The 26,797-nt window shown below is 44.7% G+C and carries 26 protein-coding genes and 4 tRNA genes; 23 read left to right on the top strand and 7 right to left on the bottom strand.

The annotated features are described in order from the left end of the window. Positions 1-9 precede the first annotated feature (9 nt). Positions 10-2,163 carry a fatty acid oxidation complex subunit alpha FadB gene (gene fadB, locus BK820_RS10280; RefSeq protein ID WP_071320849.1) on the bottom strand — a complete coding sequence of 718 codons (2,154 nt, stop codon included), beginning with the start codon at positions 2,161-2,163 and terminating at the stop codon, positions 10-12. 514 nt (positions 2,164-2,677) lie between these two features. Here fadB and BK820_RS10275 point away from each other — a divergent pair. Both BK820_RS10275 and BK820_RS10270 read left to right on the top strand, forming a co-directional pair. Then, complete coding sequence (locus BK820_RS10275) at positions 2,678-3,739, top strand: diguanylate cyclase domain-containing protein (RefSeq protein ID WP_071320848.1); 1,062 nt, start codon at positions 2,678-2,680, stop codon at positions 3,737-3,739. Between the two features lie 135 nt (positions 3,740-3,874). Next, positions 3,875-4,291 carry a PH domain-containing protein gene (locus BK820_RS10270; protein ID WP_071320847.1) on the top strand — a complete coding sequence of 139 codons (417 nt, stop codon included), beginning with the start codon at positions 3,875-3,877 and terminating at the stop codon, positions 4,289-4,291. A 21-nt stretch (positions 4,292-4,312) separates the two neighbouring features. Here BK820_RS10270 and BK820_RS10265 read toward each other — a convergent pair whose 3' ends face one another. Next, on the bottom strand, positions 4,313-5,362 hold the full coding sequence (locus BK820_RS10265) for an AAA family ATPase (protein WP_071320846.1): 1,050 nt from the start codon (positions 5,360-5,362) through the stop codon (positions 4,313-4,315). A gap of 225 nt (positions 5,363-5,587) precedes the next feature. Here BK820_RS10265 and uvrC point away from each other — a divergent pair, with 225 nt between their 5' ends. The 3 genes from uvrC to pgsA all read left to right on the top strand — a co-directional run bounded on the left by uvrC (position 5,588) and on the right by pgsA (position 8,993). Beyond that, positions 5,588-7,387 (top strand): excinuclease ABC subunit UvrC, encoded by a 1,800-nt coding sequence (gene uvrC / locus BK820_RS10260; RefSeq protein ID WP_071320873.1) that lies wholly within the window; start codon positions 5,588-5,590, stop codon positions 7,385-7,387. Between the two features lie 116 nt (positions 7,388-7,503). Next, on the top strand, positions 7,504-8,298 hold the full coding sequence (locus tag BK820_RS10255) for an acyl-CoA thioesterase (protein WP_071320845.1): 795 nt from the start codon (positions 7,504-7,506) through the stop codon (positions 8,296-8,298). 107 nt (positions 8,299-8,405) lie between these two features. Further along, positions 8,406-8,993, top strand: a complete 588-nt coding sequence (gene pgsA, locus BK820_RS10250) for a CDP-diacylglycerol--glycerol-3-phosphate 3-phosphatidyltransferase (RefSeq protein WP_008302472.1) — start codon at positions 8,406-8,408, stop codon at positions 8,991-8,993. 690 nt (positions 8,994-9,683) lie between these two features. Here the strand turns inward: pgsA and BK820_RS10245 are convergent. The 5 genes from BK820_RS10245 to argH form a co-directional block, all read right to left on the bottom strand. Then, positions 9,684-9,905 carry a hypothetical protein gene (locus BK820_RS10245; RefSeq protein WP_071320844.1) on the bottom strand — a complete coding sequence of 74 codons (222 nt, stop codon included), beginning with the start codon at positions 9,903-9,905 and terminating at the stop codon, positions 9,684-9,686. 17 nt (positions 9,906-9,922) lie between these two features. After that, a complete protein-coding gene (locus BK820_RS10240) occupies positions 9,923-10,171 on the bottom strand; it encodes a hypothetical protein (RefSeq protein ID WP_071320843.1) in 249 nt (82 codons plus the stop codon). A 17-nt stretch (positions 10,172-10,188) separates the two neighbouring features. Next, a complete protein-coding gene (locus BK820_RS10235) occupies positions 10,189-10,437 on the bottom strand; it encodes a hypothetical protein (RefSeq protein ID WP_071320843.1) in 249 nt (82 codons plus the stop codon). A 78-nt stretch (positions 10,438-10,515) separates the two neighbouring features. Then, the gene (locus BK820_RS10230) at positions 10,516-10,785 is read right to left on the bottom strand and encodes an oxidative damage protection protein (RefSeq protein ID WP_005220695.1); all 270 of its coding nucleotides are present in this window, start codon (positions 10,783-10,785) and stop codon (positions 10,516-10,518) included. A gap of 29 nt (positions 10,786-10,814) precedes the next feature. Further along, the gene (gene argH / locus BK820_RS10225) at positions 10,815-12,245 is read right to left on the bottom strand and encodes an argininosuccinate lyase (RefSeq protein WP_171260612.1); all 1,431 of its coding nucleotides are present in this window, start codon (positions 12,243-12,245) and stop codon (positions 10,815-10,817) included. Here argH and BK820_RS10220 point away from each other — a divergent pair. From BK820_RS10220 to BK820_RS10135, 18 genes are all read left to right on the top strand, one after another. Further along, positions 12,236-13,390: a sensor histidine kinase gene (locus BK820_RS10220; RefSeq protein ID WP_071320842.1), complete on the top strand. Its 1,155-nt coding sequence runs from the start codon at positions 12,236-12,238 to the stop codon at positions 13,388-13,390. The genes argH and BK820_RS10220 overlap by 10 nt on opposite strands. Positions 13,391-13,446: 56 nt before the next feature. Next, positions 13,447-14,187: a LytR/AlgR family response regulator transcription factor gene (locus BK820_RS10215; protein WP_004813599.1), complete on the top strand. Its 741-nt coding sequence runs from the start codon at positions 13,447-13,449 to the stop codon at positions 14,185-14,187. A gap of 106 nt (positions 14,188-14,293) precedes the next feature. After that, positions 14,294-15,214: a hydroxymethylbilane synthase gene (hemC, locus tag BK820_RS10210; RefSeq protein WP_071320841.1), complete on the top strand. Its 921-nt coding sequence runs from the start codon at positions 14,294-14,296 to the stop codon at positions 15,212-15,214. 5 nt (positions 15,215-15,219) lie between these two features. Beyond that, positions 15,220-15,999 (top strand): uroporphyrinogen-III synthase, encoded by a 780-nt coding sequence (locus BK820_RS10205; protein ID WP_071320840.1) that lies wholly within the window; start codon positions 15,220-15,222, stop codon positions 15,997-15,999. After that, complete coding sequence (locus BK820_RS10200) at positions 15,996-16,823, top strand: hypothetical protein (protein WP_071320839.1); 828 nt, start codon at positions 15,996-15,998, stop codon at positions 16,821-16,823. The genes BK820_RS10205 and BK820_RS10200 overlap by 4 nt, the downstream gene beginning before the upstream one ends. Positions 16,824-16,829: 6 nt before the next feature. After that, positions 16,830-18,023 (top strand): heme biosynthesis HemY N-terminal domain-containing protein, encoded by a 1,194-nt coding sequence (locus BK820_RS10195; protein ID WP_071320838.1) that lies wholly within the window; start codon positions 16,830-16,832, stop codon positions 18,021-18,023. A 10-nt stretch (positions 18,024-18,033) separates the two neighbouring features. Beyond that, complete coding sequence (locus BK820_RS10190) at positions 18,034-18,462, top strand: acyl-CoA thioesterase (RefSeq protein ID WP_071320837.1); 429 nt, start codon at positions 18,034-18,036, stop codon at positions 18,460-18,462. Between the two features lie 142 nt (positions 18,463-18,604). Beyond that, on the top strand, positions 18,605-18,931 hold the full coding sequence (locus BK820_RS10185) for an H-NS histone family protein (RefSeq protein WP_026056799.1): 327 nt from the start codon (positions 18,605-18,607) through the stop codon (positions 18,929-18,931). Between the two features lie 184 nt (positions 18,932-19,115). Further along, on the top strand, positions 19,116-19,859 hold the full coding sequence (gene gspN, locus BK820_RS10180) for a type II secretion system protein N (RefSeq protein ID WP_004890585.1): 744 nt from the start codon (positions 19,116-19,118) through the stop codon (positions 19,857-19,859). After that, the gene (locus BK820_RS10175; protein WP_071320836.1) at positions 19,859-20,725 is read left to right on the top strand and encodes a type II secretion system protein N; all 867 of its coding nucleotides are present in this window, start codon (positions 19,859-19,861) and stop codon (positions 20,723-20,725) included. Before gspN ends, BK820_RS10175 begins: the two co-directional genes overlap by 1 nt. Positions 20,726-20,763: 38 nt before the next feature. Further along, on the top strand, positions 20,764-23,016 hold the full coding sequence (gspD, locus tag BK820_RS10170; RefSeq protein WP_071320835.1) for a type II secretion system secretin GspD: 2,253 nt from the start codon (positions 20,764-20,766) through the stop codon (positions 23,014-23,016). 64 nt (positions 23,017-23,080) lie between these two features. Then, entirely contained in the window at positions 23,081-23,734 is a 654-nt protein-coding gene (locus BK820_RS10165) for an FHA domain-containing protein (protein ID WP_071320834.1), read from the top strand. 82 nt (positions 23,735-23,816) lie between these two features. Continuing rightward, positions 23,817-24,485, top strand: a complete 669-nt coding sequence (locus BK820_RS10160) for a phosphoglycolate phosphatase (protein ID WP_048882243.1) — start codon at positions 23,817-23,819, stop codon at positions 24,483-24,485. A 108-nt stretch (positions 24,486-24,593) separates the two neighbouring features. After that, positions 24,594-26,087, top strand: coding sequence for an anthranilate synthase component I (gene trpE, locus BK820_RS10155; RefSeq protein ID WP_071320833.1), 1,494 nt, complete (start codon positions 24,594-24,596; stop codon positions 26,085-26,087). Positions 26,088-26,185: 98 nt separating this feature from the next. Next, positions 26,186-26,261: transfer RNA gene (locus BK820_RS10150), tRNA-Thr, on the top strand. A gap of 56 nt (positions 26,262-26,317) precedes the next feature. Then, positions 26,318-26,401 (top strand) — tRNA-Tyr (locus tag BK820_RS10145). A gap of 38 nt (positions 26,402-26,439) precedes the next feature. Next, positions 26,440-26,515, top strand: a tRNA-Gly gene (locus BK820_RS10140). 17 nt (positions 26,516-26,532) lie between these two features. Continuing rightward, positions 26,533-26,607, top strand: a tRNA-Thr gene (locus tag BK820_RS10135). The last annotated feature ends 190 nt before the right edge of the window (positions 26,608-26,797 follow it).

Here is a 26,797-nt window from a genome sequence, read left to right as displayed (position 1 = left end):
CGTTGCTCCTTAACCGTAGAATTTTTTGTTGTTAGCAGCCATGTCACGCAACATTTGTGGCGCTTCATAAGCCTTACCTAAGTGTGCGTACTTGTCGCAAAGTGCAACGTATTCAGCTACACCAGTCTGGTCGATATAACGGCATGGACCGCCACGGAATGGAGGGAAACCTACACCCATGATCATCGCCATATCTGCTTCAGCAGGCGTAGCAACGATGTTGTCTTCTAAGCAACGAACAGTTTCGTTACAGAATGCAAGCATCATACGGTCAATGATTTCTTGCGCATCAAATTCACGCTTCTCAGCTGTTGCAACAGAAGCCACAAGTTCGTATGCAGTTGGATCAACCACTTTGGCTTTCTTGCCTTTACGGTCCAATTCGTATTTGTAGAAACCAACGTCATTCTTTTGACCAAGACGTTTGTTTTCGTACATCACCTGGATTGAACCTTTGTAGTCAGGCTTCATACGGTCAGGGAAACCTTCCGCCATCACTTCTGCACCGTGAACGCCCGTGTCGATACCAACAACGTCGATTAGGTAAGCAGGACCCATAGGCCAGCCGAATTTTTCCATCACTTTGTCGATTTGCTGGAAGTCAGCACCATCTTTCAGTAGAAGGTCGAACGCACCAAAGTAAGGGAACAATACGCGGTTCACCAGGAAGCCCGGGCAGTCATTCACCACGATCGGTGTTTTACCCATTTTCTGAGCAAGTACCACAGTGGTTGCAATCGCTTCGTCAGAAGTCTTCGCACCACGGATCACTTCTACCAATGGCATCATGTGCACTGGGTTAAAGAAGTGCATACCGACGAAGTTTTCAGGACGCTCCAGGTTTTCAGCCAGACGCGTGATTGAAATCGTAGAAGTATTCGAAGCAATGATCGTGTTTTCACGAACTTTCGCTTCAGTTTCTTTCAGTACGATACCTTTCACTTTTGGATTTTCAGTCACCGCTTCAATCACGATGTCCACTTCTTTAAACTCATCATAGCTTAAAGTTGGGCGGATGCGCGCAAGAGTTTCACCCATTTGAGCAGGCTTCATCTTCTTGCGTTCAACTTGTTTGGTCAGTAAGCCGTTTGCTTCTTTCATACCTAAAGCAAGTTGTGGATTACCAATGTCTTTCATAATGATTGGTGTGCCTTTGCTTGCCGCCTGGTAAGCAATACCACCACCCATGATACCTGCGCCTAATACAGCCGCTTGGTTCACAGGGTGTGCACCTTTCTCATATTTCTTGGAAGTTTTCTTCACCACTTGATCGTTGATGAATAGACCAATCAACGCACCTGCTTGCGGTGTTACTGCAGCTTTGGCAAAGCCTTGTGCTTCTGCTTTTAATGCTTCATTACGTGGAAGGCTTGCACCTGTCTGTAGTGAATCAAGCATCAATTTTGGCGCTGGATATTGAGCAGGGTTTGCTTTTGCAAGAACCGCACCTTTCGCTGTATTGAACGCCATCATTTGCTCAAGCATGTTCAACTTAACAGGATCTAGTTTTTCCTGGCGTTTTGCTTTCCAGTCTAGACGACCCGCAATCGCCTGTTTAACTAGATCAATTGCAGCGTCTTGCAGTTTGTCCGCAGCAACTACTGCATCAACAGCACCGTCTTTCAGCGCAGCAGCAGGTTTCTTTGGATTGGCCATTGCCATCCATTCAACCGCATTGTCGATACCGATCACACGGCTTAAACGAACAGTACCACCGAAGCCCGGGAAGATACCGAGTTTGATTTCAGGCAGACCCACTGCAGCCGTTTCAGACATCACACGGTAGTCACACACTAAACACATTTCAAAACCGCCGCCCAATGCTTGACCATTGATTGCAGCAACTTTAGGAATGTCTAAATCTTCAAAAGAGTTGAAGATGTCATGAACAGGCAGCGCCCATTCTACAATTGCCTGTTCGCCTTGCGCGAAGTTCGCACCGAACTCAGTAATGTCTGCACCTACGATGAAGGTTGACTTCGCTGAAGTGACGATTAAACCTTTAATGTCAGCGTCTGCTTTTACCGCGTCAATTGCAGCTTTAAAATCTTCAATTGTTGCACGGTTAAATTTGTTGACCGACTCACCTTGTAAGTCAAAGCGGAATTCTGCAATTCCGTCCGAAAGCATTTGGACGGTAATGGCATTGCCAGCGTGGATCATGCCTGATCTCCTTTATTTTGGAGGACTTCTAAGTTGATGTTGTGAAGAGCCTATGCGCGATTCCTGCGCATATTTATGCTTCGCCAATCTTACGATAACTATATCCAAAAAGAACATAACAAGTTGTATCAAGCCGTGACGCAAGGGTCATCTATTTTTGCCTGAACTGTTTTGACTGTTATGCGTTCTAGTATGGCTCTTATCAAGCACAATGAACTGAAGATTTTGTTTCAGCTCACAATTTTTTAATGAGAACTCCATTTATATTGGGTGATAGCGAGGCTTTTCAAGTCTTTGAAAAAATCGTTTTACTGTCAAAAAAGTCAATTTAGGGCAGAGAATTTCTTTGTTGCTGTTTTGCAGCCTGATCAAAATCGCGCTCCAAGTCCAGCTTTGTTGCAGTTTGGTTGTGAGGTGGTAGTTTGCCGATAAGCTGGCTGGGATTGTGAATCGGCCCGGCTTAGAATGGGTGAAAATAAGTAAAAACCTAGAACAATAATAAGAAGATCATTGCATGAAATTGACAGATCAGACGCTGATGCAGCAGATGCAGATTTCATTGCCCGACATCCAGCGCCGCAAGCAATTACTTGGACTGACCGAAGAAGCCCTGGCAGCACTGGCGACCGTGCGTGAACTGATAGAGCCAGGCTTGCAGGACACTGTGGCTGAATTTTATGACTATCAAACCTCTGTACCCGAAATTAATAATCTGATTGGTGATGTCGATACACTTAAACGCCTCAAGGTCGCCCAGCATCAATATATTCTGGATCTGTTTTCTGGCTGCTATGACAGTGTCTATGTCAATAACCGCTTGCGTATCGGATTGGTGCATAAACGTATTGGGGTAGAGCCGCGTCTGTATCTGGCTGCCTTGCATCAGATTAAATTAGGCATCTTTAAACTGGTGGAACAGTATGTGGCGGATGCAGCCCTGGCGCGGCAGGTGCAGGACACCCTGGAAAAACTGTATACCTTTGATATTACCTTGGTGGTTGAAACCTATATCTGGAGCCTGGTCAAAGAAGTGAATAGCTCCCATCACAAACTGCAGGAATATGCCATGGCACTTGGTACACATGCACAGGAAATGGAAACCCTGTCCCGGCTGGATCCACTGACAGGGCTTTATAATGTGCGTAGCCTGACCTCGATGTTAAATGAACTACTTTATCGTGCACGGCAACAGCATGCGCCTGTGACCGTGGTATTTATTGATATCAACGACTTTAAACTGTTAAACGACCAATATGGCCATGTCTATGGTGATCAGGTGATTCAGGCAGTAGCGAGTACCTTAAAGCAGATTGCCCGGGATGAAGACTATTGTTTCCGCTATGGCGGTGATGAGTTTCTAGTGGTATTGCCGAACTGTACCGAGGCAGATGCCTTGCAAAGCTTTATTCCACGCGTAGAGCAGACTTTGAGCCAACTGACAATGCCGGTCAGTCTTAGTGTCGGGATTCATCAGGCCGATGCCAATAGCGGCTATCTGGATAGCGCCAGCCTGATCCGCTGTGCCGATGACAAGATGTATGCGGTCAAGAAACAGCACAAACTAAAAGGGAAATAACAGTAATCAATACGGCAATTCATGATTGCTATTTCATGCTGTACCACTTTTAAAATATCTGATGAGTTAGGTAATTTTGCTGGTAGATCCTATTTTTAGATTTACAATAATAGCTTTAAGAATGGGGGAGCACACATGCAGGTATTTCGTTCCAAAAAAGACTGGTGGCTGGTGGCCTTTCTGGTGTGTATGACCGGGCTATTGGTGCAGTTACTGCTGGTGATGTCAGCCAAAGGCACCATGCAGCAATATCCATTGCATACCGCAGTTTATATGCTGACGATTGTGATGATCTGGTGGCCTGTACTGAATACCCGATATCAGCTTACTGCGGATCAATTGATCGTCAAAAGTATGTGGTTTAGCTGGCAGATTCCCGTAGCTGCTATTCAGGCGGTCACTCCAACTGACTATTCAACTGTTGCGCCCGCTTTGTCCCTAAAGCGTTTACGCGTGGATTATCGTGAAGATGGAACCAATAAATTTGTGCTGATCTCACCCAAAGACCAGATGGCATTTATTAATGCGGTACAAAACCAGCAGGCATCTTAAGCGCTCATTCTGTGGTTGAAGCTATTCGGGCTGAATCACTAAATTGCCTTCAATACAATCTAGCTTCAGCGTAGACTGTTCAGGCTGATTTAAAAAATATACCGCTAAAACTGGTTCTAGTTCGATACGCATCTTGCGACCCAGATGACGTGCGCCATAGCGAATATCATGCCCTTGATAGAAATAGGCCTTGGCTGTATCGGTCAGGATCACAGTTCGCTTCTGATGCTGTAATCGCTGATTGAGTTTTTCCAGCTCAATCTCAACCAGTCGTGGCAGAGCATCATTTTGTACAGCCTGATAATGCAGGGTACGGTCAATCCTGTTCAAAAATTCAGGATCAAACTTACGCTGCATGACCTTTTCAATAATGCGCTGTGTCGGTACTTTTTTCAGGCACAGATTCTGAACCTGCTGCGGCAAATAACTGAGCTTTTCCAGATATTGCTGGGCAGCTTGCGCGCCAACATTACTGGTCATAAAGATCATACAATTCCGAAAATCGATGGTCTTGGTGCCTGCTGTGAGGTTTAAACGACCTGTATCCAGCACGTTCATTAAACCTCGAATGACTTCGGTTGAAGCCTTTTCTAATTCATCAAATAGCATAATGCCCGGACGGGTATGGCTACCTGCAATCGCAGTTTCATCGAACAGGCTATGACCTTCTTTTGAGCCGACATAACCCGGGGGCGCACCTGTTAGCGCTGCGGCATAATGTTCTTGCGCCAGCGTATTCATGTCGATACGGCAAAACGCATCTGGACGTCCATAGATAGCCTCGGCGATCAGGCGCACGGTCTCGGTTTTACCTACTCCGGTTGGGCCAAGCATCAAGGTCACGGACAGGGGGCGATCCGGGCTGGAAAAATCAGCCTTGACCACATGTAGCATCTTTTCAATTTCATTCAGCGCAGCATCCTGCCCAATAATCCGTTCCCGAAGCAGGTCCATGACTGCCTTGGATTCAAAGTGAAAGCGTGGCTTGCCAATCAGGCGGTCACGTTCCGAAGCAGTATGCGTGGAGGTACCAGGCTGGACGATATGGAAACCGGAATGCTGCGTGGTCATCTTGGGGAATCTCAAAAACGAACCCGTCGAGCATAACAAAGATATCAGTTGAAATTTATAGCTTTTAGCAATCACAGTATAACGGCGAGCCTATAAATTAACCGGGATTGCATATTTATAAACTTCACTTGTGGGCAGGCTTGATGGTAATTTTGTCACCGCGCTTGAAAATCAGGCAATAAGCATCACATTATCTGCATATTGCATGTGAAAAATAGGTTGCAGGTGAACGAGAACGCGCGTCCCCATATTGAAAAAATCCTGGCGAATATGACCACACTTCCGGGGGTATACCGGATGTATGGCAAGGATGGAGAATTGCTGTATGTGGGGAAGGCAAAAAACCTGAAAAACCGCGTATCCAGTTATTTCGTCAAGACCCTTGAACATCCGAAAACCCAAGCATTGGTGGCGCGGATTTATGATATTCAGACTTTGGTTGTGCGTTCTGAAACTGAAGCATTACTGTTAGAGCAAAACCTGATCAAGCTGCATCGTCCACCGTATAACATCATGCTGCGCGATGATAAATCCTATGTCTATATCTTTGTGTCTAGTGATAAACCTTATCCACGGATTGCAGCAGGTCGAGGCAAGGGCAAACATCAACCGGGCAAGTTTTTTGGACCTTATCCAAGTGCTTACAATGCTAAGGATACCCTGATCGTTTTACAGAAACTGTTTAATGTGCGCCAGTGTGAAAACAGCTATTTTGCACAGCGTAAGCGCCCCTGCCTGCAATACCAGATCAAGCGTTGCTCAGGCCCCTGTGTCGGACTGATTTCACCTGAAGACTATCAGGAAGATGTCAACAACTCGATTCGCTTCTTGCAAGGCGATACCAAGGAGCTGAATCAGCAGCTGATTGCCAAAATGGAAGCTGCTGCCGAACAGCTCGAATTTGAAAAGGCTGTATTTTATCGGGACCGTATGGCTCTGTTACGTGATGTTCAAGCCAATCAAGCGATCTACAAGGTCAAAGGTGAAGCCGATATTCTGGCGATTGCCCATAAGGCCGGCGTGACCTGCGTACAGATCATGCATGTGCGTAATGGTAAAATGCTGGGAGGTAAAAGCTATTTCCCGGATATCCAGAGCGATGATCTCAGTCAGATGTTGAGTGATTTTATTGCCAACTTCTATTTCCAGGTTGCGGATGAAATTCCAGCAGAACTGATCGTCAATGTAGAAGTGACTGATCGTAACGAGCTGGAACAGGCATTGGCCCAGCATTTTGATAAAAAAATCCAGATCAAGTCCAAGGTCCGCGAAACCCGTGCCGAATGGCTGGAACTGGCACAAATGAATGTGCTGCAAGGGATTAAATCGAAACTGGCGAATCACTTTGAATTGAATGAGCGTTTCCATCAGCTGGAGCAGGTGGTGGGACATCCTGTGGATCGGATTGAGTGTTTTGATATCTCACATACCATGGGGGAGGAAACGGTCGCATCCTGTGTGGTGTTTGATAGTGGCGGTGCGCGTAAGCGGGATTATCGCCAGTTCTCGATTAACGACATTACCGAAGGCGATGACTATGCTGCAATGCGTCAGGCGCTGACCCGACGTTATAAAAAGCACATGTTGCCCGACCTGTTACTGATTGATGGGGGTAAGGGACAACTGCATATGGCAATGGAAGTCATGCAGGATCTTGGTCTGGACGCTTTTATGGTGGGTGTATCCAAAGGTGAAGGACGTAAACCAGGCTTAGAAACTTTACATTTTACTGATGGCACCAAGATTCAACTTCCCGAAGATCATAAAGCCCTGCATCTGATTCAACAGGTACGGGATGAAGCACACCGCTTTGCAATCACCAAGCACCGTGCCAAACGCGACAAGAAACGAGGCTCTTCAGTTCTGGAAGTGATTCCCGGTCTGGGTCCAAAACGCCGTCGTGACCTGCTGACCCATTTCGGCGGCATTCAAGGTGTGCTGAAAGCTTCAGAGAAAGACTTGATGTTAGTACCAGGCTTAGGTGAAGTCATGGCTCGTACTATTTATAAAGTACTGCATGAATAAAAATCCAAATTAAATCATTTGCCAAAGTGCTCAGTGACGGAGAAGTTATTGAGCATTCACATCAATTCAAATTTATTGAATGATATCAGAACTAAAATGAACCACAGGGATGCACAATGACACTGGAACAGGTGTATGTAGCGATTGCTGTTGAGGAATGGGTTGATCTTCCAGCAGGATGGTTACAAGGACGGACCCTGTATGGTGGTCTGGCTGCGGCGATGATGATGCAAAAAGCGGTGCTGAGTATTAATGACCCGGCGAAACATCTTTTAAGCACCAGCGTAACTTTTGTGGGGCCGGTCCAGCAACGGCCAGTCAGGTTAACTGCAGAAATTCTGCGTGAGGGTAAATCCGTCACTACGGTTGAAGTTCGCCTGTGGCAGGATGATGCAGTGCAGAGTATCTTGTTAGCCAGTTTTGGTGTAGCACGTGACTCGACTATTCAAGTACATCAGGAGGCATCTGCTCCGGATTATCCAGCTCCAGAAAGCCTGTTTAGCATTCCTCCAAACGTAGGTATGCCGGAATGTTACCAGCAGTTTGAGGTTCGTTGGGCTGAAGTGAATTTGCCATGCACGGGGAGTGATCATCCTGATTTTGGCGGATGGTGCCGTTTTGATCCAGAAAGACACGCAAACCGCAAATTTGAAGTTGCTGACCTGATGGCAATTTTTGATATCTGGCCACCCGGTGTATTGCCGATGTTTAAGCAAATTGCACCAGCCAGTAGCCTCAACTGGACGGTGACCTATGTGCATCCAGTACAACATCAGTTGAATGATTGGTTTAAATATAAAGTATTTACTGATCATGCAGCAGATGGCTACGCGACAGAACATGCCTATCTGTGGGATGCTGAAAATCGCCTGATTGCGATTGCCAGACAGACAGTGACAGTGTTTGCCTAGTGACACTGCTGGCCAATTCGTATAAAGTGAAGCCTATTAACGATGGATCAAACCTCAATAAAAGTGTGCATTTTCATCGTACATGAGGGGAACAATTGGCGGTGTCTATGACTACAGGTCGTATCCTGAATATTCCAAACATCTTGACCTTGGCACGTATTGTCCTGATTCCAGTCTTTCTATTGGTGGCCTATTGGCCGCCGGCGATGGGGATTGATGAAAGCAATCCGGATATGACGCGTCATATGCTGTTGACTGCAATTTTTGTGGTTGCGGCGGTAACGGACTGGTTTGATGGCTATCTGGCGAGAACATTGAACCAGACTTCGGCTTTTGGTCGATTCCTGGATCCGGTGGCAGACAAGCTGATGGTTGCAGCTGCACTGATTGTACTCGTGCAATGGCAACCTTCGATCTCCATGGCCTTTGCTGCAATTGTGATTATCTCGCGGGAAATTACGGTATCAGCTTTACGTGAATGGATGGCTGAACTGGGTGCGCGAACCAGTGTGGCGGTGTCTACAGTCGGCAAATACAAGACCGCCTTCCAGATGATCGCAATTACCGTATTTCTGCTTAACTGGCAGCCGCTAGATATGCTGGCTTATGCATTGCTCTATACTGCAGTTGTGCTCACCTTATGGTCGATGTTTATCTACCTGAAAGCGGCTTGGCCCTACCTGAAACAGCCTTAATCGAATATTGAATCAAGCCCCAGTCACTGGGGCTTTTTTTATGGGGTATAGTAATTTGCAGGCAAAAAAATACCCAGCCTTTGGGGGAAGAACTGGGATGAAATCGGGGATATTTATCGCTATTATACAAAGATGTTGCCATCCTCTTAATTGCTATTATAGGAAATCCATTTTTTAATTCATGTACATTCTTGTAGTGTAATGTTGCATTTCTATAGTGGCATGTATCTGCCGTTTACAATCTATTATTTTGAGATGAATGAAGGGCTTAAATCTAATAAGACTCATAATTAAATTCTTTAAATTGGATAAGTAAATTCAGCATTTTTAAACTTAATTGATTAGTAAAACTTCATATTTAAAATAAATTTAATCTATAAAATAAATAATATTGACAAAAAATGATCTTAAAACTGATGCAAGCTGTTGTTCTGAGAAGTTTAGGAAAAGAGGAAGGATATGATCTATTGATTAGAAAATAGATAACTAGATGAAGGGAATTCTAGGGATTTTATTTGCTTATTTATGGTACATTTCTGCAATCAAGAGAAAGGTAAGTGAAAAAATTAAAAAAATGCTTTAAGAAAACCTTTTTCGGATTTCACTTGAGGGACGGTTCCTGTCTTTCAGCATGTTGAGCGTCGTATAAAAAGTCTGTCTAATGATGGAGATTTTTTTAGATTGAAGCCTCTACGCAATAAGTTGCTTATTAGGCGGAAAAATACTCCCAAGTAGGGAGTCTGTCATAGGCAAGCTTACGCGGATCTTCGGTACTTGTTTTGCATAATACTTGAAGCAATAAAAAAGAATCCCCAAAGTTGGGGATTCTTTTAGATTAAAGCCTACGCGCAGCATAGCTGCTTGTTTTTCGGCGAGGCAGAGCAGTGCTCTATCAAAGAAAAAGAGCTTCATAAGAGACTCTTTTAAAATTAAAGCCTACGCACGCCTTCGGTGCTTGTCTTACAGCGTGGCGGTATAGTGCCTAAAAAAGGAGTCTTCTTAGACTCCTTCTTGATATTTGAAACTACGCGATTCGCTTGTCTTGCGTAATTTTTAGAGCAGTGCATAAAAAAGAATCCCCAAGTTGGGGATTCTTTTAGATTAAAGCCTACGCGCAGCATAGCTGCTTGTTTTTCGGCGAGGCAGAGCAGTGCTCTATCAAAGAAAAAGAGCTTCATAAGAGACTCTTTTAAAATTAAAGCCTACGCACGCCTTCGGTGCTTGTCTTACAGCGTGGCGGTATAGTGCCTAAAAAAGGAGTCTTCTTAGACTCCTTCTTGATATTTGAAACTACGCGATTCGCTTGTCTTGCGTAATTTTTAGAGCAGTGCATAAAAAAGAATCCCCAAGTTGGGGATTCTTTTAGATTAAAGCCTACGCGCAGCATAGCTGCTTGTTTTTCGGCGAGGCAGAGCAGTGCTCTATCAAAGAAAAAGAGCTTCATAAGAGACTCTTTCTAATTAAAGCCTACGCACACCTTTGGTGTTTGTCTTGCGTAAAACTTAAAGCAACGCTTTAAGTTTCACTCAGGCTTTAGCCCTTCAGCTTTTTCCAATGATTCATCATTATTGAAAAACTTCTCACGTTGTTCTTCAAGAAACTTTTTTGCATCCGCTTCAAACACGTTTAAACGCTTTTCATTGATCAAGGTAGTTTGATGCTTCAGCCATTCCTGCCAAGCCTGTTTAGATACAGTATCAAACAGTTCCTGACCCTTTGCACCTGGGAAGGGTGCAAAGTCTAAGCCTTCCATTTCTTTTTGATACTTACGGCAAAATACTTGTCGAGACATATCAATACTCCGAATTTAAGATAGCGCAATTAAGCGTAAAGTTTTTCCAGACGTGCATAAGCACGTTCGATTGCTGCTGCGACTTGTACAGGTGCAGTACCACCAATGTGGTTACGCGCATTTACAGAGGCTTCTAAAGTTAACGCTTTTTCAAATACATCTGCCTGGATTAGGTCAGAGAATTGCTGTAATTGTTCAAGGGTGAGTTCAGACAAGTCTTTGCCTTCCTGAACACCAAGCGCAACGGCTTTACCTACAATCTCATGTGCATCACGGAAAGCAACACCATTTTTCACCAGGTAATCTGCAAGGTCAGTTGCAGTCGAGAAACCACGAAGCGCTGCTTCACGCATGATTTCGATATTTGGAACCAATGCAGGAATCATATCCGCAAATGCCATCAATGAACCACGAACGGTATCAATTGCATCAAATAGTGGTTCTTTGTCTTCCTGATTGTCTTTATTGTAGGCTAATGGCTGACCTTTCATTAGGGTCAACAAGCTCATCAGATCACCATATACACGGCCGGTTTTACCACGGATCAGTTCAGGTACATCTGGGTTTTTCTTCTGTGGCATGATCGAAGAACCAGTGCAGAAACGGTCTGGAATATTTACGAACTTGAACTGAGCCGATGTCCACAGGATCATTTCTTCAGACATGCGAGACAGGTGCATCATGATTAAAGATGCTGCTGCATTGAATTCGATACCAAAGTCACGGTCAGAAACAGCATCAAGTGAGTTTTCAGCTACAGCTTCAAAACCTAGAAGCTCAGCGGTATAAGCACGGTCAATCGGGTAAGTCGTACCTGCCAGAGCAGCAGAACCGAGTGGCATACGGTTAACACGTTTACGGCAATCAATCAGACGCTCAGAGTCACGTACCAGCATTTCAAACCAAGCCATCAAGTGGTGACCAAAAGTTACTGGCTGTGCAGTTTGCAGATGGGTAAAACCTGGCATGATGGTATTGGTATTTTTCGCTGCCAGACCCAGGATGCCTTTTTGTAATTTCTCTAATAATTTTAGGATGGCATCAATTTCATCACGGACATAAAGGCGGATGTCGGTTGCCACCTGGTCATTACGGCTACGGCCAGTATGTAATTTTTTACCTGTAATGCCGATACGCTGAGTCAGACGTGACTCAATGTTCATGTGCACATCTTCAAGGTCAATGCGCCACTCGAAATTACCTGCTTCAATATCTGCCTTAATCGCAGTCAGGCCTTCAATGATGTCATCACGTTCTTGTTCAGTCAGCACGCCCACTTTTGCAAGCATGGTTGCATGCGCAATTGAACCCGCAATATCTTGTTTATAAAAACGTTGGTCAAATTGTACAGATGCTGTAAATTCAGCAACAAAAGCATCAGTCGCTTCAGAGAAACGACCGCCCCACATACCCGAAGTCTGGGCTTGTGATGGATTTGAGGAATTAGAAGATGTGGTCATGTCGGCTCAATAAGATTAAAAGCAGTAGAACGAAAAAGAGTATAGCAAATTCAACGGCTGTTGCCGAAGTCCCATCTGCTCAATCTGTTACAGATCCGATGGGGCAGCAACAATCTTCTTATTTTTTTGGCCAGATTGGCAATTGGCGTTATCTGCTGGAACTGTTTGTTGGCGGTAATGTTTTGGCTTTGGTACTGAGTCTGGCAGAAGCCCAGTCCTGGCAAGCGCTCAATTTTATGCACTTGCTGCAATACATCCTCTATATTAACTGGGTGTTGCTATCATTTGCGGCTTGTGTAGAACTGTTTCACCAGTATTTTGATCGTATGGGGATCAAATCTGCATTGATTACCGGATTCTTGTTATTACAGGCTATCGTGCTGGTAACGACAGTTAGTTTAAACATTCTGATACATTTTGGCATAAATTTTCATCTGTATGATCTTACATCTGAAATTGCTTTTAAGCAGGTCGGAATGCACCTGAGTTTTGGAATTTTGCTCGGAACTTTGTGTTTTCGTTATCTTTACTTAAGGGAGCAATGGACACGTCAACGCCATAGCGAGTTAAATTCACGGATTCAGGCCATGCAGGCCCGGATTCAACCACATTTTTTATTTAATAGTTTAAATAGTGCTATCAGCCTGATCAGCATTGATCCCGATAAAGCGGAACATATGCTGCTCAATCTGTCCCGACTGTTTCGTGCCAGCTTTCAGGAATTAAAGCTGGTCAGCTTGCAAGAAGAAATCGATTTGTGCCAACGTTATCTGGAGATTGAGCAAATCCGGCTTGGTGATCGTTTGCAGCTTGAATGGAAATTAGAAAACAAAGACTTATACTCACAAGTCCAAATTCCATTACTGACTTTACAACCCCTATTAGAAAATAGTATTTTCCATGGAGTTGAAAAAATTCTAACAAAGAGTACGATAAGCGTATTGATTGAAATCCTGCAAAATCAAATTAATATTATTATAACAAACCCATATTCACAGGATCATGCAGCATTAAAGCGGGGAAATGGTATTGCAATTGAAAATGTTCGACAGCGTTTGAAGGCCTATTATGGCCCGAGAGTAACCTTTAGAACCTATGCCGGCAAGGGAATTTTTACGACGGTTGTGCAATATCAGTATAAATAACAATAAAATGCAGTTAACTTAACAACAATGACATGCCGTTAACTGAAGGAGGATAAATGGACATCCTGATCTGTGATGATGAGCCTCTTGCCATAGAGCGTTTGGCACGCCTGGTCAGCCAGCTCGGCCATACTGTGGTTGCAACCGCAACCCATGGTCAGCAAGCCCTTGATCTGGCCCATCAGCACGAGCCCGATGTCATTCTATTAGATATTCAAATGCCCGAAATGGACGGTCTGCGTTGCGCACAACATCTGCGCCAGCTTGACCCAATGCCGGCAATTGTTTTTTGTACGGCCTATGACAACCATGCGCTTGATGCATTCAAGTCGAATGCAGAAGGCTACTTGCTCAAACCAGTGATGCAACAGGAGTTAGCACAGGTATTCGAGCATTTAACCAAACTTACCCAAGCTCAGATGAGCCAACTAAAACAAAAAGAAAATATGGAAGAACTCAATATCAGCCGCCATCAGATTGCGGCAAAGACTTATCGCGGGGTGGAGCTTGTCCCTGTGGAAAATATTTACTATTTCCTGGCTGATCAGAAATATGTCACGGTACGGCATAAAAATGGCAGTGTCCTGATCGATGAAACATTAAAGGACTTGGAACAGGAATTTGGCCAGAATTTTATCAGGATTCACCGCAATGCGCTTGTGTCTGTGAACTATCTGGATGGACTGGAAGTGGTCAGTTCGGGGCAGTATCAGGTGCGTTGCCGTGAGCTGGATGAAAGACTTGCAGTAAGTCGGCGCCATTTACCATTTTTACGTGAACGCATTCATAAGCTCTGAAGCGTATGGGATCGGGTTGCAGTTGAAACTTGCATAAATTCACTTGCATTTTAAAGTGATCAGGTTAAGTTTAGACTATTGTTCTCATTCACTGTATTTGAAATTTATGAAGACCCTAAAAATTGCAACTCGACAAAGTCCTCTTGCACTATGGCAAGCGGAGCATATCCGTGCACGTCTGCAGGAACTGCATGCCGACCTTCAGGTCGAGTTGGTCACGTTTGTGACACAGGGTGATAAAATTCTTGATACCCCATTGGCAAAAATTGGTGGCAAGGGCCTGTTTGTTAAAGAACTTGAGGCTGCATTACTGGATGGTCGTGCAGACTTGGCCGTGCATTCCATGAAAGATGTACCCATGGCACTGCCTGAAGGTTTAAGTCTTGCAGTGATCTGCGAACGTGAGGACCCATTGGATGCCTTTGTGTCTAATACCTATGCCAGCTTTGATGAGCTGCCACAGGGCGCTAAAGTAGGCACATCCAGTCTGCGTCGTAAAAGCCAGATTTTAAAGGCACGTCCGGACCTTGAGATCATTGATCTGCGAGGTAATGTCGGCACACGGCTGTCGAAACTCGATGCAGGCAATTACGATGCTATTATTCTTGCCAGTGCCGGTTTAAAACGTCTGGGACTGATAGATCGTATTCGTCATACGCTTAAGCCTGCAGTCAGTTTGCCAGCTGTGGGACAGGGTGCGCTTGGTCTTGAATGTCGTGATCGTGATCAGGCCGTACTTGACCTGATCCTGCCACTCTTACATGCGGAGACTGATGCCTGTGTCCGTGCTGAACGCGCATTTAATGCCTATCTGGAAGGTGGTTGTCAGGTGCCGATTGCAGGTTATGCAACTTTACAGGATGGTAAAATTGCCATCGAAGGCCGTGTGGGTAGCGTGGATGGTGCCACTTTATTAAGAGCAGAACTACAGGGTGATGTAAATCAGGCGGAGCAGCTCGGTGTGGCTCTGGCACAGAATTTACTGGCCCAAGGTGCGGGTGATTTGCTTACAGCACTATATTCATAAGATTCATGCTGTTTATCAATACTCGTCCTCAGGATCGTGCTGTCCGACTCACACAGCAGTTACAGGCAGCACAAATTCCTGTGGTAGAGCTACCTTTGCTGGAACTGGTTGCACAGCCTTATTCAGCAGAATTGAATAGCTTGTATCAGCAGTTGAATTGTGCTCAAGTCATTGTGGTGGTGAGTCCGACTGCGGTGCAGATTGGCATGCGATATCTGGCACAGGCAGGCATTGAACTGGCTACATTGGCCCATATACAGTGGATTGCTGTAGGGCGAAGCACTGAACAGGCATTGCTACAATATGGCATTCAAAGTCATGTGCCTGAGGTTGAAACCTCTGAAGGAATGCTACAGTTACCGATCCTAGATGGTCTTGAAAAAGATGCTGTTGTAGCCTTTTGGCGAGGTGAGGGTGGTCGATTATTTATGATGGAGCATTTGCGTCAACAGGGTGTTGAAGTACTAAATTTTGTACTGTATCAACGTCAGTGTCCGGTTCAGTCACAGCAGGCTATAGCTGCGCTCTTGCCTCGATTGCAGGACAATCGTCATTATGTGGTTCTGATGAGTAGTGAAGCCAGCTGGTTAAACTGGGTGCAGCTAATGCAGCAGGACATCTCCCTGATCAGCAAGGGAATTTATTTAGTTTTAGGCCCACGTTTGGCCGCTATTTTAGGGGAATACCGTCAACATCATGCTGCAGCATTTGAGTATATACAACTCGAGAACCTGAGCAGCGATGTGATCGTACGGGAGATGAAGCGAGTACTGGGGAACTCATGAAGAAAATTTTAATCGTGCTGTTCATTGTGGCATTCGCCTGGATGGTCAAAATCAGTTATGACCTGTTCAGTTTGCGCCAGGCCCATACAGAACTCAGCTCCAGCTTTACTCTATTGCAGCAGCAAAATGCCAGTTTGAATGACAAGGTAGTTGCACTTAAACGCCAGGTAACTGAACAGCGCCAGGATGCACCAGCTGTATCCAACTCACAGGTAGCTAATGCACCTGAATCGCACGATGCCGAACTGGTTCGTCAGCAACTCAGCCTGATTGAGTTTGCTTTGCAGCAGCAACAATACAGCACAGCATTGGAAAAACTCAGTCAGCTGCAACTGGATTTGCCGAATTATACGCTTGCACCGGCTTTATTAGACGGTTTGGAGCGTGTACTCAGTAAAGATCAGGTAATGTTGCAACAGTTCATCAATAGTCGTCTGGTACAGCAGAATAAAATCCGGGATTTACTTAATCAAATGGATGCTGAAATTGCCAGGGAGTTAAAAGCCCAGCACAGTGCCACACCGGCAGAGTCTGGTTCCTTCTGGCGCAATCTGATTCAAATTGAAGCTGTGCAGCAGCCAAGTACGATGTTAATGCAGCGAGGACTAGTGTTGAAAGAGGCGCAATTACGTCTATTGATGGCACAAAACGCACTACAGCAAAGTCAACAAATTCCTTTCCAACAATCGCTTGGTGCCGTGGCTGAAGTCCTCAAACAATTACCGGATGGGAAAAGCCAGCAATGGGTTAAACAGCTGGAACAGATCCGCACCATACCGCTGACACCGGTTCCTTCTCTGAATGCCCGTACCTTAATGAGCTGATCGCTTATGAAACAGATTTTGCTTGCCTATTTATTTGTCAGTCTGCTCGGTATTGCGGCTTTAAGTCTACTCAGTTACGGTCACGGACCAGGGTATGTCTATATGTACTGGCGTAACTGGCAGGTACAGACCAGTCTATGGATACTGGCAGCGCTACTGGTTACGATCAGCTTTGTCATGCATATGCTGTGGTCTGCGGTTACGCGTTATCTGAATCGCGAGCAGCGCAAAAAACAGCGCGTTTTCAGTTTTCATCATTTACATCCTTATGAACAACTGGCAGTGGTGTGGCTGCTCAATGCCTCACAGGATCAACGTGATTTTATTCAGCAGTCTTTTGCCCAGTCTGGATTATTAAAAGATATTATTCATGCACGTTTGTCTTGGGGGCAGCAGGATTTTGATGAGGCTTTAAAATCTTTAAATCAGTCCAATCCAATGGCATTTGAACTGGCTGAATTACAGCGTATTGAAGTGTACTTATCGCAACAGGATGGTCAGCAGGCATTAACCCATCTTGAATTCTTAAATCAGCATGAATTATCCCCTTGGCTGTTTAAAGTTAAATCAGCTTATGAGCAGAGATTAACCAAATTATGGGGGCAATTTGCCTTAAAGTTTCCCTGGTTGTATTTAAGATCAACTCAATATGGTCATTTAGAGCAAAATACTAAAACACTTTGGCTAGAACAATTATTACTGGCTTTTGAACAGGCGGATCAGGAAGATTTAAAATACTTGCAACAGCGCTATATCGACTTAAGCGACGAAATATTTAAACGTGACTATACGGTCAAACTGCTGTGGCTGAAATTGTTATTTAAAATGCCTGAAATGAGCGCCGAGCATGAAGCGCTAGCAGTGCATTTATTGGAACAGCAATTTAATCAGGACGTATTTTATTTATGGTTTCAGCAACAATTACTTCGACAAAATCCTGATTATGAAGTTATTAACCAGCAAATTTCATTATGGGAAGAAAAATATACAGCAGTGCCGGTCTTAACATTTGCCAAATGGCATGTACTGCAAGCTGCGGGTCGAGTAGAGGAAGCCCAGCAACTGCTTGCACTCTATCCAGATGATGTGCGTATGAGTTATCTGCGCATTAAATCTGCCTTGCAGGGGCAGGATGAGTTACAACAACAACTGAATCAGGTGTTTGAATCAAATGCCAATTTTATTGATACAAGAATATAGGGGATAATATATGGAATCACTTGCGCAGTATCCAGTGATTTTTGAGCAACGCGTGGCTTGGGGTGATATGGATGCCTTTGGTCATGTTAATAATGCGGTGTATTATCGTTATATTGAAAGTGCCCGACTGGCTTATCTGGATCGATTAAATATACTGGTTGGTCCATTATTAACTGTTGTGGCTACGAATCAATGTCGCTATTTAAAGCCTGTGGTTTATCCGGATCAACTTAAAATCGGTGTGCGTATTGAAGATATAGGCACTACCTCATTTCGTATGAGTTATTTATTATGGAGTGAGCAGCAGCAAAGTGTAGTGGCAATTTCTGAAGCGGTTCTGGTTTGTATAAATAAAAATAGCATGCAAAAAATGCCAATTCCTGAAGATGTACAGGAAATAATAAGAAATTTAGAAAATACGGTTGAACATACAGTTTAAAATACGAGAAAATTATTTAATTTTGTAATTAATTTTATTATTTGTTGTTATCCGTTCAAATTTTTTTATTGAATATTTTATTTAATCTAAATATTATGAAAAAGTTATTTATAAAACGAATAATATTATTTTTATGGAGAGAGTGATGCCAGACATTACGAATTTATCAGTTGAAGAGTTAAAGCGTTTACAAGCTGAAGCTGAAGCATTAATTGCGTCTAAAAAAGACCAGGAAATCGAAGATGCTTATAATCAGGTATTAAGCATTGCAGAAAAAGTAGGTATGAGCATTGAGCAGTTGCTCGAGTTCGGTGCCTCTAAGCGCAAGAAATCATCTCGCAAGACTGTAGAACCACGTTACCGCAGTAAAGCAAATCCGGAAGAAACTTGGACAGGTCGTGGTAAACAGCCACGCTGGCTGGTTGCAGAACTGGAACAAGGTGCCAAGCTGGAAGATTTTCTGATCTAAAGATTTGACTGTGAATGTTGTCATAGGTCAGTCATGGAAATGATCTATATATCTTTAACCAAGCATCATTGCTTGGTTTTTTTATGCCCATCAATTGGCGTGGTGAAAAAAGTATGCATAATGTACTTATATTAAGAAAAGAATCATAACCAGGAACTGAAATTGATGGATTGGTTGGGGTGGGATGAGCAGTAAACCGAAAACTTTCAAATGGTTAATTCTTGCCATAGTCGCCTTTTTTATTTTTGTGGTTTTGCAGGTGCCGGCTGCCTGGCTGATTTCAAAATTTTATAAAAATAATCAGGTACTGCATAATGTCAGTGGCAATATCTGGCAGGGAAGTGCTGACTGGAAAAAAGGTCAATTGCGTGGCAGCCTCAACTGGCAGGTCCGTCCATTGGATTTGCTATTATTGCGTCTCGGGGCAAATGTGGAAGTACATAGCGGCAATACTAAACTTGCCGGTGTAATGGCTTACGGTCTGACCAAAACGCTAGTCGCCAGGAATCTGGAAGGACAGGTCGCACCAGAAACCTTGAAAAATCTGGCAGACTGGCAATGGCCAACCAATGCAATTCAATTTAAGCAGCTCGATTTTAAATATAAGAAACAAAATGGCTTTAGTGATGTGAGTGGTCAGTTGAATTGGACCGGGGGAGAATTGATCTATACCTTTGCACAGCGTCAAGAGCGGATGAGTGTTCCTGTTCTTGCCGGGAAGCTGGCAGATGAGTCAGGTAAATTATTGCTGGATGTTCGCGATAGTCGTGATCAGAAAATGCTGAATATTGAACTTGATCCCGATCTGATGCTGAATGTGCAACTGACACAGCGTATGTTACTGAATGTTCCTTCCTATGAAGGTAAAGCTGGACTGGACACTTATGTCATCAGCACCCGTCAGCCGTTGATGGGAGGCCTAAACTGATGGCCATCAATATAGATAAATTTAAACAGCTGGATCTACAGGCGTTTAATAAAGCGGCACCCGCACTTTTAGTTTTACTGATTCTGTATCTGTGCTGGAAACTGGCAGCCCTATTCTGGCTGGTTGTTGCACCGCCTCAAGCCCTACAGGTAGAACGTGTAGAGCTGGGCTCACAGCAGTCACGGATTCCGAATATCAGCTCTTTCGCCTTATTTCAGGAAACTGGACAAAGTGCGGCAAGTGCGGAAGTCTTCAATATTCTGTTACAAGGGGTGATGGTTGCCAGTCCAAGCTATTTGTCTTCAGCAGTATTGAAGTTGAATGATCAGGTCGATCGTTATCGTGTTGGCGAGAGCTTGGGTAATAGCGGCTATGAGCTGGCTGAAGTGTACTGGGATCGGGTGATCATTCGTCAGCAAAATGGTGCGAGTAAGGAAGTTTTCTTTAAGGGCTTGGAAAATGGCTTAAATCAGCCTTGGCAGAGTAATGAGCAGAAAAGTGGGCGTTCATCGTCATCCTCAAATTGGGGTGGATCAGCGAATCAGCCAACAAATGAGCCTGCTTCACCGCAGAATGAGATTGGTCGCGCGATTCAGCAGATGAATGAAAACCGCGAACAGTATCTGGAAAATATGGGAGTTTCTGCAGGTGAAGGGGGTTATGAAGTCACTTCGCGAACTCCGGCAGTGCTACGTAACCGTCTCGGTCTCAGACCCGGCGACCGGATTGTATCCCTGAATGGTCAAACCGTCACTGCAGGACAATCTGAAGTACAGTTGCTGGAACAGGCACGACAGCAGGGCCAGGTAAAACTTGAAATTAAACGTGGTGATCAGGTGATGACCATTCAACAGGATTTAAAGTGATGTGTCATCACATATAGGGTTGGGAAGCATTTAGGTTTATGGCTTTATTTAATAATAATCGATCAGCATGGGCGCTTTGTGTTGCCGCACCTCTGGTGGCTATGGTCAGTACCGCAACTTATGCGCAGACCTGGAAAATCAATCTGCGTGATGCAGACCTGGCTGCTTTTATTAATGAAGTAGCCGATATTACGGGGAAAAATTTTGCCGTTGATCCACGGGTACGCGGCAATGTCACAGTCATTTCAAACCGGGCATTAAACCGGGCTGAAGTCTATGATCTGTTTCTTGGGGTCTTGAATGTTAATGGTGTCGTGGCGATTCCATCCGGGAATACCATCAAACTGGTGCCAGACAATAACGTCAAGAACTCCGGTATTCCGTATGATGCCCGTAACCGTGCGACTGGTGACCAGATTGTGACCCGAGTAATCTGGCTGGAAAATACCAATCCGAATGACCTGATTCCAGCACTACGCCCACTAATGCCACAGTTCGCCCATCTGGCAGCTGTACCGGGAACCAATGCCCTGATTGTTTCCGATCGCGCTAGCAATATTTACCAGCTGGAAACCATTGTGCGTAATCTGGATGGTACCGGTCAGAATGATCTGGAAGCGATTACCTTACAGTCGAGTCAGGCTGAGGAGATGATTGGCCTGATTGAGTCCATGACAGCTACAGGTGCTGCCAAGGATTTAAAAGGCGCACGTGTACGAGTCATGGCAGATCAGCGGACCAATCGGATTATCATCAAAGGCGATACTGCAACCCGTAAGCGTATTCGCCAGATTATTGAAACGCTGGATGTGCCTGCAGCGGATCGTTTAGGGGGGCTAAAAGTCTTTCGCCTGAAATATGCCAGTGCCAAAAACCTGGCTGAAATTTTACAAGGACTGGTTTCTGGGCAGGCTCAGGGGCGTTCGAGCTCTTCTTCAGAGAACAGCTCCGCAGGAACTTCGCTGAATACATTGGGCAATAACAGCTCTGCATCCAATATGTCTCAGGAAGCTTCCACTTCCGGGATTCAGTTAAATTCAGGATTAGGAAATAACCAGCAAGGAATTACCAGTTTTAATGCCAATGGTGTCAGTATTATTGCTGATGCGACCCAGAATTCATTGGTAGTGAAGGCTGATCCACAACTGATGCGCGAAATCGAGTCGGCGATTAATCAGCTGGATACGCGTCGTCAGCAGGTGTTAATTGAAGCCGCGATTATGGAAGTGGAAGGTACGGATGCTGACCAGTTGGGTGTACAGTGGGCACTTGGTGATCTGAGTAGTGGTATTGGTCTGATTAACTTTGATAACTTTGGTGCCAGTCTGAAAAATATTGCTGCCGGCTATCTGACTGGTGGTGCAGCAGGGGCAGGCAGTGCAATTGGTACTGGGACCTCACTCGTGATAGGTGATTATCGTGAAGGCAGTGACGGTTCCCGAAAGCTCTATGGTGCACTGATTCAGGCGCTTAAAGAAACCACGAAGTCGAATCTATTGTCTACGCCATCGATTGTGACCATGGATAATGAAGAAGCCTATATCGTAGTGGGTGAAAACGTTCCATTTGTAACAGGCTCGGTTTCTACGGGTGCGGCAGGTGTTGCCAATCCTTATACCACCATTGAGCGTAAAGATGTGGGTGTGACATTAAAAGTCATTCCGCATATTGGTGAAAATGGAACCGTACGTCTGGAAGTCGAGCAGGAAGTTTCTGCAGTTGCACGTGATAAGGGGCAGGCATCAGATCTGGTCACCAGTAAACGTGCGATCAAAACTTCAATTCTGGCTGAACATGGTCAAACCATTGTGCTCGGTGGTCTGATTTCAGATAACACCAGCTACGGTCGTCAGGCGGTACCGGGTTTGGGTGCAATCCCTGGTTTGGGGCGTTTATTCCGCTCAGAAGGTAAATCCAATCAGAAGCGTAATCTGCTGATTTTTATTCACCCAACAATTGTAGGGGATAAAAATGAAGTACGTAAAATTTCCCAGCAGCGCTATAGTCAGCTGTATAGCTTGCAATTGGCGCTAGATTCGGATGGTAATTTTGCCAAACTGCCAGAAAACCTGGATGATGTATATCAACAACGTCTCCCTGTTTCTAAAACACCCGTAGGGTCGAATTACCAAACTGTACCAACTGCACCTGTAGCCTCACAGCCGACGGCAGTAGTCACTACGCCAGTTGCAATTGAACCTGTAGTGCAACAGCAATCTGTGCAACCAGTACAAAATGTAGAAAAAACCCGAAATACAGTGACAACCACGACGTTGCGTCCGAAAAGCTAGAGGTGCGGTAGTTGCAAACAGCATGTTATGATCAACGTAACAGAATAAAAGAGAAGTGGATGTTATGACTTGGAAAATTCAAGCCATTACTGGCGATCTGACGGGACAGGAAATTAGCATTGACCGTGACATGCTGGTGGGTCGTCATCAGGCAGCAGATATTGTGTTGCAGGCTGCAGAAATCTCGCGTAAGCATGCTGCCTTTTTGCTAAAGGAAAATGCACTGTGGGTACAAGACCTGGGTTCTTCAAATGGTACTTTTGTCAATGATATGCGCATTGATTCAGAAGCATTGCTGAAACAGGGTGATATCGTACAGTTTGCCAGCCTGAAATTCTCTGTGCTTGAGCCAGCACAAGAAGTCATCGTTGAGCCTGAACTAGAACAGACAGCTGAACGTATTATTGAAGAGGCTGCTGAGAAGACTGCTGCCCATCAGATGAATGATCAGGGTATGCCAGAGCTAAAAGAACGTGATGCTGAAGTCCAGTTGACTCGTGATGGTATGCCAACCAATGTCGGTATTCCAAAACCGGCGCCAATTCCTGAAGGTATAGATTTATCTGCGGTTAAACCTGAACCAACACCAATTCCTGTTGAGCAACCAGTTTCTCGTGTAGAAGAAGCGAAGGAACAGCAAAAAAATGCTTCAGTCGGTTTGATTTCTTTAATTGTTATTGTGATTTTAGCAATTATGGGCTGGCTATTCTTTAAATAAGCCAAGTATTGGTTACAATTAAGGCATGCAATCGCATGCCTTTTTTGTGGCTGCGTGATGAATAAACATAAAGAGGGTAGAAATGTCTGTAGCACAACTGGATAAACGTGAGCTGATTTTATTTGATCTGGATGGCACCTTGGTGGATTCTGCTTCTGACCTGTATCGTGCCATGAATATGAGCTTAAATGTGCTGCAATTGCCTTTTGTGACTGAAGAACAGGTACGAGTCTGGATTGGAAAGGGTACTTCGAAGTTTTGTGAAAGCGTACTACTGCACCTGACTGGAAGTTTGGATCCAGCACAGCATCAGGAATTACTAAATACTTTCCTGGAAGTCTACAATGCTGATCCATGTGTCGATACCGTACCATTTCCGGGCATTATTGAATTTCTACAATGGGGTAGAGCACAAGGTAAAAAGCTCATTTGTGTGACCAATAAGCCCGAACAGCCTGCACGCAGTATTTTAGATATTTTGGATATGGCGAAGTATTTTGATGACACTATTGGTGGTGACCGTTTTACCGAGCGTAAGCCGGATCCGCGTCAATTGCTGCATTGTGTTGAGCATTATGCTGTCAGCAAGGAGCAGGTGCTGATGATTGGTGACTCGGTGAACGATGTCGAAGCTGCACGCCGTGCTGGTATAGATTGTATTGTAGTCAGCTATGGCTATAATCATGGTGAGAATATAGCAGACAGCCATCCTCAGGAGATTGTGGATGATCTACGTGAACTGCTGGCTTAATTAGGGTATTAGGGAATTAAAATGAATAGTTCTAAGGTTTTTCGATGGCGTCGCTCAGTCCAATTCTATTTACACACTGAGTAACCCTAATTTAAAGAGAAAAACCGAATGACCACTCAAGCACAATTCCAGCAACTTGCTGCGCAAGGCTATAACCTGATTCCCGTTTACCGTCAGCGCCTGGCCGATACTGATACACCTCTTTCTATTTTCGCTCGCCTTAAACAGCATCAACAGGCTTATCTGTTTGAATCTGTAGAAGGGGGCGAGAACTGGGCGCGTTATTCAATCATCGGTTTGGGTGAATCTACCGTGTTCTCCTGTAACGCAGGTGAACTGACGGTACAACATTCCGATGGCTCGATTGCAAAGCAGCACTGTTCAGACCCCTTCCAATACATTCGCGACTTTCAGGCGCAGTTTAAAGTGCCGACTCAAGCAGACTTACCTGCCTTACCAAGTTTTACTGGTGGTCTGGTCGGTTACTTTGGCTATGACTCGGTACGTTATATCGAGCCAAAGCTGAATAATGTCCCTGAGGCTGATCCGGTAGGCTTGCCAGATATCTGGATGATGCTGTCTAAAACAGTGATCGTATTTGATAACCTCAAAGATACCTTGTTTTTGATTGTGCATGCCGATACGAATGATGCTAATGCATATGAAAAAGCACATGAAAAATTAAATGAATTGGAAAATATTCTGGCAACACCAATCAGTCTGAAAGCAGAAAAACATACTCCACCACATTTTGAGTCATTAACCGGGCATGGCAACTTCCTTGCTTCTATTGAAAAAGTGAAAGAGTACATCCGTGCTGGTGATGTCATGCAGGTAGTACCCGGTCACCGTATGGTCTCTGATTTCGATGGTGAGCCTCTACAGGTCTATCGTGCGTTACGCCACCTTAACCCATCACCCTACCTGTTCCTGGTACAAGGGCAGACCTTAGAAAACAAGACACCTTTCCATATTGTCGGTTCTTCACCTGAGATTTTATCTCGTCTGGAAAATGGGATTGCTACTGTACGTCCCCTGGCAGGGACGCGTCCGCGTGGTAAAACCAAAGAAGAAGATCTGGCATTGGAAAAAGATCTGCTTTCTGATGAAAAAGAGATTGCCGAGCATTTAATGCTGATTGATCTGGGACGCAATGATGTTGGTCGGGTGTCAAAAATCGGTAAAGTGCAAGTGACTGATCAAATGGTGATCGAACGTTATTCGCATGTCATGCACATTGTCTCGAATGTACAAGGTGAAGTACGTGATGATGTTGACGCATTGGATGTTTTTAAAGCAACTTTCCCGGCAGGCACGCTTTCGGGTGCACCAAAAATCCGTGCCATGGAAATTATTGACGAAGTTGAGCCAGTAAAACGTGGAATTTTCGGTGGTGCTGTTGGTTATTTAGGCTGGCACGGCGAAATGGACATGTCGATTGCGATTCGTACCTGTGTCATTCGTGAAAATAAGGTCTATGTTCAGGCGGGAGCAGGGCTGGTTGCCGACTCAAACCCTGAATCTGAGTGGAATGAAACCCAAATAAAAGCTCGCGCAGTGATCAAAGCGGTTGAATTATCATCAAATGGTTTGATTTTATGAGTTTTTGACGTTTTTTTTGAAAAAAACACTTGCATGGTTTCTGAGTTTTGCTAAACTGCACACCGTTCCGATACGAAACGTACGAAACACTAAGAAACGCCGGCATAGCTCAGTTGGTAGAGCAACTGACTTGTAATCAGTAGGTCCACAGTTCGAATCCGTGTGCCGGCACCATCTTAGAGAGTTTCTAGTGTAGAGTAAAGAACAGCACTGATGTAAGTGTAAAAAATGGTGAGGTTCCCGAGCGGTCAAAGGGGGCGGACTGTAACTCCGCTACGAAAGTTTCGAAGGTTCGAATCCTTCCCTCACCACCAATTTTAAGACTTCAATAAGTGGTTTGTACCAACATCGTGCGGGAGTAGCTCAGTTGGTAGAGCGGTAGCCTTCCAAGCTACATGTCGCGAGTTCGACCCTCGTCTCCCGCTCCATTGAAGTACTAATATTTGCTCTTATAGCTCAGTGGTAGAGCACTCCCTTGGTAAGGGAGAGGTCTCGAGTTCAAATCTCGATAAGAGCTCCAGATTACAGTTTATCGCAACATTGTTGCAAAAGATTCCAAAAGCAGGCTATTTAGTCTGCTTTTCAAGTATTGGGCGTTTGATTTTTTTAGGCGATATGTCGGAGCTGAGTTTTACTCAGAATTGTGTTCGACGTAAACGAGGAAGATGAACATGGCTAAGGCTAAGTTTGAACGTAATAAGCCACACGTT

Origin of the sequence: Acinetobacter sp. LCT-H3 (assembly GCF_001866125.1) — a bacterium.
GTDB lineage: Bacteria > Pseudomonadota > Gammaproteobacteria > Pseudomonadales > Moraxellaceae > Acinetobacter > Acinetobacter schindleri.
Note: the sequence above shows the minus strand (reverse complement) of the source record. Positions and strands in the feature narration are given on the sequence as shown.